Source organism: Shewanella benthica KT99, assembly GCF_000172075.1.
Lineage (GTDB): Bacteria > Pseudomonadota > Gammaproteobacteria > Enterobacterales > Shewanellaceae > Shewanella > Shewanella benthica_A.
In genome coordinates, this window is record NZ_ABIC01000002.1 from 115,332 (window position 1) to 130,579 (window position 15,248).

At 45.6% G+C, this 15,248-nt stretch carries 9 protein-coding genes; 3 read left to right on the forward strand and 6 right to left on the reverse strand.

Annotation, left to right across the window (positions count from 1 at the left end):
* Positions 1–234 precede the first annotated feature (234 nt).
* From KT99_RS23170 to hemC, 5 genes are all read right to left on the reverse strand, one after another.
* Complete coding sequence (locus KT99_RS23170) at positions 235–5,508, reverse strand: retention module-containing protein (RefSeq protein ID WP_005496168.1); 5,274 nt, start codon at positions 5,506–5,508, stop codon at positions 235–237.
* A 278-nt stretch (positions 5,509–5,786) separates the two neighbouring features.
* The gene (locus KT99_RS01260; protein WP_005496170.1) at positions 5,787–6,956 is read right to left on the reverse strand and encodes a heme biosynthesis HemY N-terminal domain-containing protein; all 1,170 of its coding nucleotides are present in this window, start codon (positions 6,954–6,956) and stop codon (positions 5,787–5,789) included.
* Positions 6,953–8,125 (reverse strand): uroporphyrinogen-III C-methyltransferase, encoded by a 1,173-nt coding sequence (locus KT99_RS01265; RefSeq protein ID WP_005496172.1) that lies wholly within the window; start codon positions 8,123–8,125, stop codon positions 6,953–6,955. The genes KT99_RS01260 and KT99_RS01265 overlap by 4 nt, the downstream gene beginning before the upstream one ends.
* Before the next feature lie 65 nt (positions 8,126–8,190).
* Positions 8,191–8,919, reverse strand: coding sequence for a uroporphyrinogen-III synthase (locus tag KT99_RS01270; protein WP_005496174.1), 729 nt, complete (start codon positions 8,917–8,919; stop codon positions 8,191–8,193).
* A 44-nt stretch (positions 8,920–8,963) separates the two neighbouring features.
* Positions 8,964–9,893 (reverse strand): hydroxymethylbilane synthase, encoded by a 930-nt coding sequence (gene hemC / locus KT99_RS01275; RefSeq protein WP_005496176.1) that lies wholly within the window; start codon positions 9,891–9,893, stop codon positions 8,964–8,966.
* Between the two features lie 202 nt (positions 9,894–10,095).
* Between hemC and KT99_RS01280 the strand changes: the two genes are divergently transcribed.
* Entirely contained in the window at positions 10,096–12,519 is a 2,424-nt protein-coding gene (locus tag KT99_RS01280; RefSeq protein ID WP_005496178.1) for a class I adenylate cyclase, read from the forward strand.
* Positions 12,520–12,580: 61 nt separating this feature from the next.
* On the opposite strand, the gene cyaY is transcribed toward KT99_RS01280, so the two are convergent.
* Positions 12,581–12,910 carry an iron donor protein CyaY gene (gene cyaY, locus KT99_RS01285; protein ID WP_040571455.1) on the reverse strand — a complete coding sequence of 110 codons (330 nt, stop codon included), beginning with the start codon at positions 12,908–12,910 and terminating at the stop codon, positions 12,581–12,583.
* Positions 12,911–13,763: 853 nt separating this feature from the next.
* On the opposite strand from cyaY, the gene lptM reads away from it, so the two are divergent.
* Positions 13,764–13,919: an LPS translocon maturation chaperone LptM gene (lptM, locus tag KT99_RS22150; RefSeq protein ID WP_086017573.1), complete on the forward strand. Its 156-nt coding sequence runs from the start codon at positions 13,764–13,766 to the stop codon at positions 13,917–13,919.
* Positions 13,920–13,923: 4 nt separating this feature from the next.
* Entirely contained in the window at positions 13,924–15,168 is a 1,245-nt protein-coding gene (lysA, locus tag KT99_RS01290; protein ID WP_005496181.1) for a diaminopimelate decarboxylase, read from the forward strand.
* Positions 15,169–15,248 lie beyond the last annotated feature (80 nt).

Sequence of the window (15,248 nt, forward strand, 5' to 3'; positions counted from 1 at the left end):
CAAGCAAATAACGTTAACAGTGCAGCTCTGGTAAACCCTTTACCTAATGTCAGCAGCGTATTGATACAATCTGAGCGGAAAGGTTAACGCATGTAAATACCGGCGTCAATTTGTTGGCGTATTTATATCTGGAAGTTGGTAAGTCGATAGTTTTATTGCCTAGGCCTGGCCTACAGTAAAGATAAAACCGCTAAATGTAGCGGTTTTGTGAATCGATTTTATTTTGATTTGGGTTTATGGGATCGTGTCAATAATTAGTGCACTGTCTGTGAGGAGATTGTTAATTACTTGAATGTCTGTGAAGTTATTAGCATTGGTTAAGTCGACCCCGTTGATCACTATGGTAAGAGTAATGCCTCCAGCACCTAGGCCATCAGAATCGACATAAATCTCGGTGTTTCCGTTCACGAAATTAAAGTCTAAATAATCAGCTAAACTAACGGCGTTGCTATCTTCACCCACTAATATATCTGCTAGGTTTAAAACATCGATCGTAGGGTCGAAGTTATAAACAGTATCTGTGCTACCATCATCTGAACCTATTTCCCAAATGAAAGTGTCTTCATCTGTATCTACACCACCATCAAGAGAATCAGATCCCTGGCCCCCAATAAGGATGTCGCTACCCATTCCACCATCTAATGAATCGTCTCCCAGGCCTGAAGCTAAGTAATCTGCACTGGCTCCGCCCACGAGGGCATCGACTCCAGTCGTTCCAGTTACAAAGTTATATGCACCAGGATCAATATCAGGATCTAGAATTATTGTGAAGTGACCATCATTATCGACAGTGAAAGGTATAGCATCACCATCTCCGTCAGTTGCGTTATAAGCAAACTCAATATGCAGCGGGAACTCCGCTAAACTTGTTGTAGAAGAGAGGGCTAAAACTTGAAAATCCTCTCCACTAATATAGGTTATTTCAATTGATAAGATGGTTAATGAATTTGGAGCTAGTTCTTCTATGGTTAATGTGGGGCTAATACTGGTATTAACCAGTTTGGTGGAGCCATCTGAGTACCTGACAAGGTAGGTAATCGTGCTTGAGCCTGAATGGTTTCCATTATTGTTAGTACCTAAACTGATCGCTGCTAAGGTAGTGCCTTGGGTTATTCCATCGCCATAGGTAAATTTGATGGCTTCACCTGCATGGATAGAAGTTTGTGGACCAACACCTATGCCATGACTGTTTGAATTGATGTTTGATTCTGTTGTGACGTTATTTACCGTAATTGTTCCGGAAATAACAGTAATTGGCATGTTTGCTTGCCCTTCATTGGTATAAATGGTGCCATCAAAATCAACGTAATATGAGCCACTGTTATTTGCAGGGGCACTAGCTAAATCGTAATCAATGAGAACTTCTGAGTCTAGTTCATCAAGCAGAGTAAATAGGTAGTCAATACTACCGTCGGCGGAAGTTACTGCCGATAAAGTAAATATCTCAGTCCCATCAGCTGTCGCTATTAACGTATTGCCATTCATTGAGTAACTTAAATCAAATCCATTGTGTTTGAGACCCGCGGTAAGTACGCTAAAATCAACAGAGCCAAAACCATCGGCACCAGGAGCAAATAAATCGTCCGAGTACATCTGACCTACAGTGTGAGAGATGCTAGGTGTAGCGAGTTCATTTACTTCATCAATAGGCGAGTCATCTTCTATGGATATAACTAAGTTAGTATTAATATCCCCATGGCCATCGTTGATCGTTGCACCAAAGCTCAATGCAATAATATCTTCTACATCATTAATACTGTGGTCTAAAGATTCATATAAAGTCACTGAGTAGTCGAAGCTGAATTGTGATGCGCCGGCTGTTACAGATGATAATACAATCGTCATGACAAGAGTTGAACCTACCATTCCAGTGAGTGTTTTTGAGCCACTGTCCCACGTCCAGATCACCAATTCCCCGCCGGAATTTACGTTACTTAAGGGTCCGCTGAGTGATACGGTAAAGGCTAATTCATCAGCAGCATCAACATCAGTAAAGGTTACGCTACCCATTGCAACGGTAAAATCTGTGGTATCGGTGGGAACACCTATATTGTCTATCAAACCATTGGTTAAGCCTTCTTCAGACACTGAAATAGTAGTCGCACTGACTATTTCTGGCAGGTCATTGGTGCCGGTAATGGTGAGGTTAACGGTCTTGGTGTCACTGCCGCCATCATTATCGGTGACGCTGACCTCGAAGCTCAAGGTGATGGTTTCGCCCAGGGCGAGGAACTGCACCACAGAGTTGAGTATGCTGTAATCCCAACTGTCACTGTCAACGCTAAAACCATCGATGAGTCCCTGTATTTCGCCGGCGGTGAGTGCATTGGTTAAGCTGCCGCCACTCCAGCTAATATTGTTGTTATAGACTTCACTGACACTGTGGGTGTTATTGATATCCACATCGGTGAAGCTGAGTGCGCCGCTGTCGCTGAGGTTCGGGTCGGTAGCATCTTCGGTGACGCCGCCAGTCATGTCGACGGTCAAGACCGGATCGTCATTGGTGCCGGTAATGGTGAGGTTAACGGTCTTGGTGTCGGTGCCGCCGTCATTATCGGTGACGGTGACCTCGAAGCTCAAGGTGATGGTTTCGCCCAGGGCGAGGAACTGCACCACAGAGTTGAGTATGCTGTAATCCCAACTGTCATTGTCTACCGTGAAGCCATCGATGAGTCCCTGTATTTCGCCGGCGGTGAGTGCGTTGGTTAAGCTGCCGTCACTCCAGCTAATATCGCCGTTGTAGACTTCACTGACACTGTGGGTGTTATTGATGTCCACATCGGTGAAGCTGAGTGCACCGCTGTCGCTGAGGTTCGGGTCGGTAGCATCTTCGCTGACGCCGCCAGTCATGTCGACGGTCAAGACCGGATCGTCATTGGTGCCGGTAATGGTGATTGTGACGAGTTGCGTATCGGTTGCGCCGAACTCATCGATGACGGTAACGAGGAAGTTCTCAACAACCTGTTCCCCTTCGGCAAGGCTGTCGGCCGCACTATTGTCTAAGGTGTAGGTCCACTCGCCTGTATTTGGGTCTATGACAAAACTACCTAGAGCTGAGGTATTGTCACCACTCCAGGTTAGGCTTGCGCCGTCATCTACATCTGCCGCTGTTAAAGTACCAGTAGTGGAAGCTGTCTGTGGATCGTCTACTTCAGTAATGGTTCCCGAAGCGTCCCCGAGTGATGAAGTGATGACAGGACTATCGTTAGTACCAAATATGGTGATGGTCACCAGTTGAGTATCGGTGCCACCAAATTCATCGGTAACTGTGACCCAGAATTCTTCTTGAATTGATTGGCCCTCAGCTAAACTGTCGGCGGCATCGTTGTCTAAGTTATAGATCCACGCGCCAGTATCCGGATCTATAGAGAAGCTACCTAAGCTGCCAGTTGCATCGCCACTCCAAGTGAGTACTGCGCCGTTGTCGACATCGGTCGCTTCGAGCATGCCTGTTGCTGTTGGGCTTCCTGAAACGACTGTACCATCATCGAGATTACCCGCTTCTATCACAGTGCCTGTATCGTAGCCGCCACCTTCTTGCTCTTCTGGGGGGCTAATGATTGGATTGTCGTTGGTGCCGGTAATGGTGATGGTGACGAGTTGCGTATCGGTTGCGCCGAACTCATCGATGACGGTAACGAGGAAGTTCTCAACAACCTGTTCCCCTTCGGCAAGCCTGTCAGACGCACTATTGCCTAAAGTGTAAGTCCACTCGCCAGTGCTTGGGTCGATGACAAAGCTACCGTAGCTAGAGATGTCGTTACCAGACCAGCTAAGTACTGCACCATTATCGACATCTGTAGCTGTTAAAGTTCCAGTTGCAATGGATGTTTGAGGATCATCTACTTCCGTTACCGCACCCGTGGCATTTTCAATGCCCGAGGTTATTGTTGGCGCATCGTTTGTACCATTAACGGTGATAGTGATAATCTGGGTTTGAGTTGCGCCAAAGTCGTCTGTTACTGTTACGGTAAATAGATCGGTAACGACTTCTCCTTCAGATAAGCTATCTGCCAATACGTTATCTAAGGTATAGGTCCATTCGCCAGTTATAGGGTCAATGACTAAACTACCATAGATTCCATTAGCGTCTCCGCTCCAGATTAAAACTGAACCATTATCGACATCGGTGGCTGCTAAGCTGCCTGTCGCAATAACGATGCCGGGAACGAGTGTACCGTCATCCTCGTTACCCGCTTCGATGACTAAACCTTGGTCACCTGGGAGGATTGGACCATCTGGACCATCTGGGTCAATAATTACGATAACTGGGTTATCGTTGGTACCTGTGATTGTGATGGACAGGGTGACCAGTACACTATCGCCATCGGTATCCGTAAGCTGATAAGTAAATATTTCAGTAACTTGCTCTCCTTCAGCTAATGCTTGTATGTGATCTAATGAGTTATCTAATTGATAGGTATAACTACCGTCTGCGGAGATTTGTAATAGACCAAAGCTACCTGAAATCCCTGTAGTGTCCGACACTGCTATAGTGGCCCCGTCAGAGTTCGAAACTTGTGACACGATTGCCGAGTCGGCTCCTTGGGTATCGTTAAGTAAAACATTGCCAGTAATAGACACGTTCCCGTCTTCTGCGACGCTGTTACTATCATCTGCTCCGCTTGGACTATCGTCGATAATGTTAACTGTGATTGTTGATAAAGTGGTGTTACCGGCAAGATCGGTCACTAAGATTGTAAATGTTTGTGAGAAAGTATCGGATGTAGCATTGTCTACACTATTGATAAGAGTGAAATTATAATCCAGCATACCGGTATCTGGATCTAAGCTAGTTATCACTAATATGCCGTTATCTGTTGCTATGGTTAATGGACCTAAAAATATGCCTCCAACAACAATATTTATGCCATGAATTGTTAGGCTCCCTATTCCTGCTGGTATATCAAATTTCAGACTATTTGACTGAGTTAAAGCGGTTACTAACGGGCTTGATCCTTGCAAAAGGTTGGCTTCCAGTAGAGTCACGCTGCTTGCATCTAGTGTTGGAAGACTTGGGATCTCGGCGGTTAAAATCAAGGGGTCTTCTGTTGGGGCGGGAGCTAAGTCAAAACCTGTAGTGTCATATCCGGCTCCTGCTAATGTCTCATCACCGGTTCTACCTAAGGTTACATAGTCTGAGCTAGCTTGATTTCCTCCACTGCCAGCGGCGGTTTCAGGGAGCGCAGCGGTAGGATCTTTACCCGATAAAATTTGGGCTTGTAAGGCGGCAATTTCAGCATCTGCTGCAACGGGTGCTGTAGAAAATTCAGTAACCGCTCCTAAGGCGCTTTCTGGTATGGGGTCGGCAAAGCTTGTTTCAGTAATTATGCTGCCATCTGCCATCTGTAAGATGAACTGAGAATTTGGTGGAAAAATAAGCTGTTCGCCATCCCTAATAAGATCGCCTATAGTCACATCTTTGATGTTACCTTGCTCATCCTTGGCCTTTAATTGACCCACAAGCTTGGTGACAACCGCGTCTTGCCCTGCTATTGAAACACCCATAATCATATCCCTGAGCTAGTTCTTTTTTTGCGAGGAATCCAAATTGAATTGTTCAAGCATTACTTCGCTGCCCGAACATAATTAGTTTGGCTCTAATTTACAATGAGTCAAATTAGTGGGAATCCCCTGTAACTGGCATGGTTATTGGGTTTCGATGGGATAAACTTGAAAAGTAGCGTCTATTCAGCTGTTTGGAATGGATGAAGGTCGTTGCATAAAAAATCTAAATAAAGAAACCACCTAAGAGGCGGTTTCTTTATTTCACAATCGTATAACGGTTAACCTGTGACGGCGGCTTGTCGGTAGCTTTGAATGGCCCCATTTTGTTCGCCAAGGTGCTCATGGGTCTCGCCAAGAGCCAGCCAGTTGGCTTTGTTTGGTCGCTGATGACACACTTTTTTCCAGTATGTCATGGCTTGACGATAATTTTTATTTTGCGAATGCAGCTTAGCCAGTAATATTTGGAAGCTGAGTTCTTCAGCGTACTTTTTCTCCAGTGCAAATATCTGTCTTCTCTCTTCGACATCGGCGGGGGAAAGAATTTTAGCAAGCGCTACCGAGATATCCGAACAAAGGCCGCTCTTTATCTGTTTCATTAAGATTTTCTTAGCTTCTGTTTTACGGTTGAATTTATGTAAACCTAAACAATAGCTGGCTAAGTATTGTGGCTCTTTCCTTTCGGCTCGGCTTAACCAATGCCATACTTTTTCTAATTCTTGTTCGCTGTTGGATTGGGCCTGAATAAGCAGAGCATTATTAGTGAGAATGGTGAGGTGTTGATAATCTGCCTCGCTAAGCACCTGGCGCTTCTTAATGATGGGCAGCAGTAACTTTAATGCATGCCAGTCGGCTTGAGCTTGATATAACTCCAAGGCCAACTTTAATACCGGTTGTTTACTCTTACTCGTGGGGGAGAGTTTATCTAGCTCTATTCTGGCTTTGTCTAGCTCTCCTTGTTGGAGTAAGTAGCGGGTGCGGCTAGTGCTTACGGCCTTGATAGCCAATGGCTCCTGTTCCGCTTGTTGCAGGTATTTGTCTCGTGACTCGGCATTGTTCTGATGATGAGCAGCTCTTGCTGCGGCGAGCAAATTAAGGGTTGGCAGCTCACCTTTCTCGGCACCTTTAATCATGGCTTTCTCGGCTGTGGACCAATCCTCTTCCGCTAATGCGAGCGCCCCCACTAAGGTGTATTTCCTTGCGGCTTTTTTACGCCATTTTTCGGGGAGCAGGCGGCTGCTAAGCAGCAGATTCAGTATGAAAATAATCGCCCACTCAGTTAGCTGCAGTAAACCGTAAAAAACGATAAGCGCGATAACCGCAAAAAGGACACCTGTTTCAACTTCGTAATCCCATATGGTGAAATACAGGTAACCATTCATGCCTTCAAAAAAAGGACTGATACAGAGGCCGAACAAAACAATTCCCAGATAGATTAATACGCGTGTCATAGGGAAGCCTCTGTCACCATCAAGTTACCGTAGGTAGTCAGCTGTTGGAGCATAGGAGTCGATTGAAAGTGGTTAATACTTGGGGTCTGAATTTCTAAGGTAGTTAATGCATCGAGTGCGGCCAGTGCTTCTTCAGTTTGAGCCTTGCTAAGATCGAAGTATTGATAGATCCACTTCCTTGCAAGGGTCAAAGATTGTCGGTAATTCACCTGATCTTGTCGGTATAGAGCAAACTGAGATTGAAGTAGCTTATTTCTGATGTTTTCAACTAGGTACCACTGCTGATCCGGTGTGAGTATGGGGGTGATATCTGTGGATCTTTTACGAATGACCACAAAATCGTCCATAAACGCCTTCCAGGATTTAGTCAGGTTTTCTTGCCAATCATCTATCGACTCTGTCATCTCAGGATTGGTTGGGCGATTAGCCGCATTGGTCACATCGACTCTATTTAATGGCAGCTGGTGTAGATGCTCTATCATGTTATCCAGAGTCAGCACTGTCCCGGTAATGTCTGTGCTCTTGATAGCTGATACCGCTGCTATGTCTGTTGCTAGCGCTTTTCTCAATGGTGTTAGCGAGGGATCTTTCATCGATTCAATGCGGTCATCTGCGGCCTTGAGTAAACTCGCCGATGTGCTGGGATCTTTTTCCAGCCAAAGCTTATTACCCGCCATTCTGACCAAATATTTTGCTTCCTCTGCCATCCAGTGATTGGGGTTACGCTGAGCCAGTTGGGCTACTCTTTCACTCAGTTGCAGCTGATTGCTTGTTAGTTTATCTATGCCAGAGTTTGTGCTGCTGGCGAGTTGTTGTTGTTTTATTTCGAGTCTCGAAATTTGCTTGGCCGGTTCATTAAAGGCTTGTCTCAACTCAATGGATAGCGCCTGAGTTCTGTTTTTTTGAGCAGCAAGCTCCTGATAGAGATAATATCCGCCGCCGCAAGTGGCAAAGGTTAGCAGCAAGATAAAAATCAGATTGAACAAAAACCCCCAAGAGACACCGGAACGCTTGGCGTGAGTGGCAGAAGTGGATGATTGACTATGTGAGGGTATGTCGGCACTCTTAGCTACTATGTTGACTGCCATCGCGGCATTATTAGCATCTGCTTCAGAGTTTAACTCTGTATGTGCGTCTACCGCATTATCATCTAATTTTTTCTTGTCCATTAAACAGTCCCTTAAAAGCGATACAGCTACAAAAATGACGAGTTTGGCCTGTTAACCGATGAGTTTTACAGGCCTAAGGCTACAAGTATGGCCTTACAGTTAGCCGCTTTTGCATTGGTAACTTGCCGAAATCCATTGGCAATAGCCTGCTCCTGTACTCGTGAGCTCGGGACTATAATATGACATGCACGCAGCCAAGCAAATAACTCTTTTGGTACAAGTTTGATTAGGTTATCGAGACTTTCGCCACTGGTGATGACGATCGTGTCGATTTTGGCTTGCTGCCAGGCCTGTGCGTTGCTTGCTGATGTTAATGTCGGACTGGTCCTGCGATAAACTTCCCAATAGCTCACATCGGCGCCTCTATGGGTTAATTCATTCGCCAGAGTTTCTCTTCCACCGACCCCTCGAACTATGATTATCTTCTTTTTAGACAGAGATTGGAGCTGGGGGAGTGTGAGTAATCCTTCGGTCTGTTGACAATCTTGCGGGGCTTCTTGGGCTGAGATACCCAATTGCGCAAGCGCGTTTAGGGTCGCTTCACCGACAGCGTAAAATTGTGTCTCTAGGGGCCAGACTTTCTCTATGGCTTGAGCGGCAAATTTTACCGCATTGGTGCTGATAAATATGATGATGTCTGCATGCTGAAATAAAGCCATGCCGTGACTTTGTTGCTGGGTCGGAGTCGCTTCTACCTGAAGTAAAGGCGTGACAAGATGTGCGACGCCTCTGGCTAGAAGCGCCTCAACCATTAACTGATTTCGCCCTTGTGGACGGGTCAGTAATATCTTCATCTTGAGTCAGCGGTCATAGATAGCTATTCACTGAAAAGCATCAATTACTTGATATAAACGGCATCAAGAATCTCTTTTGCGCCTTTGCCCAGTAGCTCTTCGGCAAGTGCGATACCTATGGCCTTAGCATCAGTTTTTGGGCCAACACATGTGCCGGTGATTATCTTGCTGCCATCGGGGTTACCCACTAAGCCGCGTAGTGTCAGAGTATCACCTTGGATTTCGGCGAATGCGCCGATCGGCACCTGACATCCACCTTCCAGATGAGTATTCATCGCGCGTTCTGCCGTCACTCGAAAACGAGTCTCTGCATGTTCAAGTGGTGCTAGTAGGGCTTTTACACGCTCATTATCAGTACGACACTCGATACCTACGGCGCCTTGGCCGTTAGCGGGTAAAGAATCTTCGGTTGAGATAAAGCTAGTGATACGCTCCTCAAGCTTTAGACGTTTAAGGCCTGCGGCGGCGAGTATGATGGCATCATAATTTCCGGCATCTAGCTTACCTAATCGTGTGCCTACGTTGCCACGGAGATCGATTATTTTCAGATCGGGTCGCATGCCTCTGATCTGGCACTGGCGTCGCAAGCTCGAGGTGCCGACAACGGCTCCCTGGGGCAGGTCGCCGATAGACTTGTAATCGTTTGAGACGAATGCATCGCGTGGATCTTCGCGCTCACAGATGACTTCGAGCCCTAGGCCGTCGGGGAAATCCACAGGTACATCTTTTATCGAGTGAACGGCAATGTCGGCTCTGTCTTCGAGTATGGCGACTTCAAGCTCTTTAACAAACAAGCCTTTACCACCTACTTTTGCCAATGGAGTATCTAAGATTATGTCACCTTTAGTACTCATAGGAAGAAGTTCAACGGTCAAACCTGGATGAAACTTTTCCAGTTCTGCTTTTACAAATTCGGCTTGCCAGAGTGCAAGGGGGCTTTTACGTGTTGCGATTCGAATGACGTTTTGAGACATGCTCGATGTTCCATACAGAGGCCTTAGATGCAGTTAATGCTAACATTGCTCAGGAATAGATGTAACAAATGGGGTTTGATTCTTTGACCTCTGCCCAAAACGACTTTAGTTAAAAGTGTGATCCTGGTCTCGTTTGTTCCTTGTGGCGGTTAAAACTGTTAGCATTACAGCTGTTTCTCACCCTGCCTTGGCGTGACTCTTATTGAACAATGAACAGAATCACATTATTGAAACCGCAGACCGATTAAATCGTGTCAGGCAGGCGCGTGCTCTCGCATTATTGTCTCCGCTGAAAAGAGATCTCCTTCGTCTTATCCCTGTGTTATTACATTACCACCGAGCCGGGTATCCCGGTTATAACGGCCCTATGACACCATCTGGTGTTTTTGAGTATGCGCCAAGTGAGCAAGAGCTATTAGCTTGTGACACCTTAGGTTTAGTTAGACCTATGGTGCATCTCGTTAAGCAGGCTGCTATCGAGGGGGTGTATAGCATGGGGAGCATGTCGAGTTTCGGGCAAAATCCCAAGAGTGATATCGATGTCTGGCTAGTTCATGATCGGCTTCTCAGTAAGGAAAAGTGCCGACTACTCGAAGAAAAATCAGGCTTATTGACAACTTGGTTTGCTCAGTATGGACTCGAGGTTAATTTCTACCTGGTTCATCCCGAACAGTTTTCTGGAGGTTCTGCAGATAAAGCAGAACCTCTGCGAGGCATAGGTAACGAGCATAGCGGTAGTGCTCAGCACTGGTTATTACTGGAAGAGTTTTATCGTAGTCAGATTTGCTTGGCTGGCAAGAAGGTGGCCTGGTGGCCTAATGCCCAGGACTCGCAGCAGTTATTGTTTTTGGGGGATGTGAGCCAAATCCCGGCATGTGAATACTTTGGTGCTTCACTTTGGCAGCTTTACAAGGGGCTGGATAAACCCCATAAGGCGCTGTTGAAGGTTTTGCTGCTGGAATCCTATGCTGCCCAGTACCCGAATACCAAGTTTATCAGTGAAAAAGTGTGGCAACATACAATAGAGGGTGATTTTTCATCTGCCAACGATAGTTATTTCTTGCTCTATGAGTCGATAGAAAACTATTTGATCGCACAAGATGATCCCCGTCGTTTAGAGATAGCCCGGCGTTGTTTTTATTTGAAGTGCGGTGTCCGACTAAGTGAGCCGGAGCAAGCGCAAGACTGGCGCTATCACAAACTCAATAATCTGGTCGAAAGTTGGCACTGGTCCAAGAGTTTACTAGAGACCTTAGATAACTGTGAGCGTTGGCATTGTGGACAACTGCAGTGGTTTAATGAACAGTTGAATGAGCTGATGTTAGGTTGTTATCAAACATTGCTGCAATTTGCATCGACCCATAAACTCAGTGAGAGTTTGAAATTATCTGAGCTGGGTCTGCTGACTCGAAAACTTCATACGTATTTCAGTAGTGATACCGAGCAGCTCATCGGCTTGAATCGGCTTTGGAGTGATTCAATTTCAGAGCAAGAGCTGACGATTGTCTACAGCCATAACCTGCAAGAGTATTGTTTATATTGCTGCCCTCCAAAACGGAGATCTTTCATCGGACAAAGAGCCGTTTACCACTCTAAGAGTCGAGCTAAGTTACTCGCCTGGGCGGTAATGAATGGGGTGAGTGAAAAAATGACCCGCTGGTATGAACTGGCAAATGGTGAGCGAAAATCCGTGGGTTTAACCAAGGCATCTCAGTGTTTAATTGAGGTTTTTAAACCTCTGGCTAAGAAAGTGTCTAAGATGGATCTCTATCAACCTTGGCGATATCGTAAGTTAGTGTTTATGCTCAATTTTGATAGCGATTCGACGGCGCAGTGGCCGGGGCAAGAGGTCATGCTTGATTACCTCAATGCCAATATCTTTTCACTGGGGCGTGGCGAACAAAATATGTTGGAGTCAATCGATCTTCTCTGTCTTAATTCATGGGGAGAGTGGTACTGTCATCATTACCAGGGTGAGCTTGCCATATTAGAGGTGTTGGCCTTCATTACTCCAGGCATTCGTCGTTCAGCCGATGACTTAAAGGTCGAGGTGGTGAGTGGTTCTGCCAGGTTACAAGCTCAGCTTGAGCTGACGGTGAAAAATCTGGTTCATCGCGCGGCGCGCTTAAGCTGGACAGTGTCCTCCTCTGCAACATTAGTCTATCCACTCAAGGTGGCTAAGGTACAGTATGGTCTGTTCTTTAATAGTAAAGGCATGGTGTATCAGGATCTTAAAGATGCTAAAGCTTTTTATCAGCAGCTAACCAAGAGCATGTTGATCGAACTGCCCAGACCGAACTTAGGTAATGAGCCTTTTACTATGGCCCCCGCTGTGATCCAAGACTTTGCCGCCAGGGGCGCGATTCAGTATTTTTTACGTCAGAGTGATGATGATTTGGATATATTTGTTTTAAATGAAAAAAATGAGTTAAATCACTATATCCAAAAAGGAACTAGTGTCGATGAATTGGTGAGTGAGGTGAGCCATTTTCATGCGTTCGAAGAACCAGATATCTCAACCCAACGTTTCAATTTGCCGCAGTTTTTTCATCTGATGAGAGTGGCGGGGCGATTACAGGTGATCCCTTTTGGGCTGTCAGTGGAAGAAGCCGATATGGACTTTTAAGCGGATATAATAAAGGGAGCTTAAGGTTCCCTTTATTCATTTTCGTCAGCTATGCAGACGGCTATAGAGATAGATTTACGCCGCCTTGTTTGAGAATAGACTCGATGACGAAGGGCATGAATTCGGTACCATTGCGCTCATCGATCCATTTTTCTTCGATGAAAGAGAAATGATAACCACCAAATTTCGTCGCCAGCCAGATCTGATGCAGAGGTTCTTGCTTGTTTATTACGATTTTAGAGCCATCTTCAAACTCTAGCTGCAATACATTGCCTGATGCATCGATATCTATGTCGGCATCCTGTTCGTCGATAGCAAGTTCGATAGCGTTATCTATCGCTTGAAACATCTCATCGGCAAGTTGATGAAATTGTGTGTCTGTCATTGCCATCTGTTTTCGTCCTTCAATGGGGGGAATTTGAATGTTTACATAGTAACAACCGTGCTGGGTATGCTCCATTACTTTTTACAAAAATCATCTTATACCATTCCGAGTAAGTATCTGATCATTCCGCGGGAGTTCAAAGCACTGTAGGCTAGGTCTATATTTGCTCCTCGGTAACTGCTCCTGCGTTACTCTACCTCCTATATCCCTATAGTCGTGCAATATAGACATTCACCACATCCATGTGGCTTGCGAATATTTGAAGCTAATAGTTATTCTCGGCAACAAGCTCCTGCGTTGCTCTCGATAATTGCTCCTGCATTATTCTACCTTCACCCGTCCATGGGCTCGTACCTCCTGCATCTGACCTCCATGGTCTTAAGCGTTCCATACGCTTTCAAGACATTTCCCATATCCCTATGGGTCAGGGAAATGTCTTATTTTGTATGGAACAAAATAGACCATGCAGTCGTATATCGAAAACATTCAACGTAGCATAAAGGGCTTTGCCCTTTGCTTTAAACATCAGCCGTACTACGTGAGGCTCTCAGTGTTTCCACTTCTGCGTTACATTGACTTAAAAGGGAATAACCATTTCCTCATCAATGTGCCTTGAATTGAAAAAGCTGAGAGTCTCTGAACTGACCAGATACTTATATGGAATGGTATTAGTGCTTACTCATAGCAAATAAATTTCAGTTTAGTATGTATTAGGCTTATATGTGCTTGACGTAGAAAGCCGAACTCTGCAACATCAGTAGATGAGTAAGAGTCTTAGAGCATATGTGTTCTGCGACTTGAAGCGAGTAAAACAGATAAGTTTAAAGAGTACCCATAGCCTAATTAGATGGAAAGATTGATGTTGAGAAAAATGAGACTGTGTTCACTGATGTTGTTTGCCAGCCTTTTTGTTACCGCTTGCGGACAAACAGGGGCGTTATATAAATCGCCAGACAAAAAAGATAACCAGAAACAAGAACAGCAGCAAGCAAAGAAACAAAGTAATAAGGAATAAACTATTGGATCATTTTCTCTATAAAAATAATGAGTTACTGGCTGAAGATTGCTCTGTGGCCGAGTTGGCTCGTACCCATGGCACTCCTCTGTACATCTATTCTCGTGCCACGTTAGAGCGTCACTGGCACGCATTTGACCGTGCGGTTGCCGATCATCCCCATCTTATTTGTTATGCGGTAAAAGCGAATTCAAATATCGCCGTCCTGAACGTGCTCGCGCGTTTGGGCAGTGGCTTCGACATCGTTTCCGGTGGTGAGTTACTGCGAGTGATAGAAGCCGGTGGCGAGCCCGCTAAAGTGGTATTTTCAGGCGTAGGCAAGACTGCCGCAGAAATGGAGATGGCACTTAATCTGGATATTCTTTGTTTTAACGTCGAATCGGCAGCCGAGCTTGAGCAGTTAAATATTGTTGCTGGCCGTATAGGTAAGATTGCACCGGTTTCCCTGCGCATTAACCCGGATGTCGATGCCGGCACACACCCATACATATCTACGGGCCTTAAAGATAACAAGTTCGGTATCGCTATGGAGCAAGCCGAGGCTATTTTCGCTCGCGCCGCCGCATTACCGAATCTAGAAATTAAAGGTGTCGACTGTCATATCGGCTCCCAGCTAACCGAGATCCAACCTTTCCTCGATGCCATGGATCGCATGCTCGCTTTAATCGATCGACTCGCTGAGCAGGGCATTCATATTGAACACTTCGATGTGGGTGGTGGCTTAGGTGTGTCTTATGGTGATGAGACGCCGCCTCAGCCTGATGTCTATGCCGCAGCCTTACTCGAACGATTAGGCTCCCGAAAGCTAAAGCTTATCTTCGAGCCTGGTCGTGCTATTGCTGCCAATGCGGGCATCTTTGTGACTCAAGTGCTCTATCTTAAAAGCAATGATGATAAACATTTTGCCCTAGTTGATGGTGCGATGAATGATCTTATTCGTCCTGCACTGTACAGTGCCTGGCAAAATATTATTCCTGTTAAGCCGCGCGATGGTAAAACCTTAAATTACGATATCGTGGGTCCTATATGCGAAACTGGTGATTTTTTAGGCAAGGACAGAGAGTTGAATTTAGCCGCGGGGGATTATCTAGCTGTGTGCTCATCGGGCGCTTATGGCTTTACCATGTCATCTAACTACAATTCACGCCCTAGATCCGCCGAGGTGATGGTCGATGGGGAGCAGGCTTTTGTTATTCGAGAGAGAGAAAAATTGACTCAGCTATGGCAAGGTGAGCAACTCCTGCCGTAAACTGTGTATATTAATTGATGATGTTTCTGTTTCCTTCTTTGATAAAAGAATAAAGGCTTTATTGAATTACGGAACCGGGC

Bases quoted from the DNA above. Each gene is read 5' to 3' on its own strand.
- lptM (WP_086017573.1), top strand. From the start codon at position 13,764: ATGTTGAGAAAAATGAGACTGTGTTCACTGATGTTGTTTGCCAGCCTT.
- KT99_RS23170 (WP_005496168.1), bottom strand. From the start codon at position 5,508: ATGGGTGTTTCAATAGCAGGGCAAGACGCGGTTGTCACCAAGCTTGTG.
- cyaY (WP_040571455.1), bottom strand. From the start codon at position 12,910: ATGGCAATGACAGACACACAATTTCATCAACTTGCCGATGAGATGTTT.
- KT99_RS01270 (WP_005496174.1), bottom strand. From the start codon at position 8,919: ATGAAGATATTACTGACCCGTCCACAAGGGCGAAATCAGTTAATGGTT.
- hemC (WP_005496176.1), bottom strand. From the start codon at position 9,893: ATGTCTCAAAACGTCATTCGAATCGCAACACGTAAAAGCCCCCTTGCA.
- KT99_RS01265 (WP_005496172.1), bottom strand. From the start codon at position 8,125: ATGGACAAGAAAAAATTAGATGATAATGCGGTAGACGCACATACAGAG.
- KT99_RS01260 (WP_005496170.1), bottom strand. From the start codon at position 6,956: ATGACACGCGTATTAATCTATCTGGGAATTGTTTTGTTCGGCCTCTGT.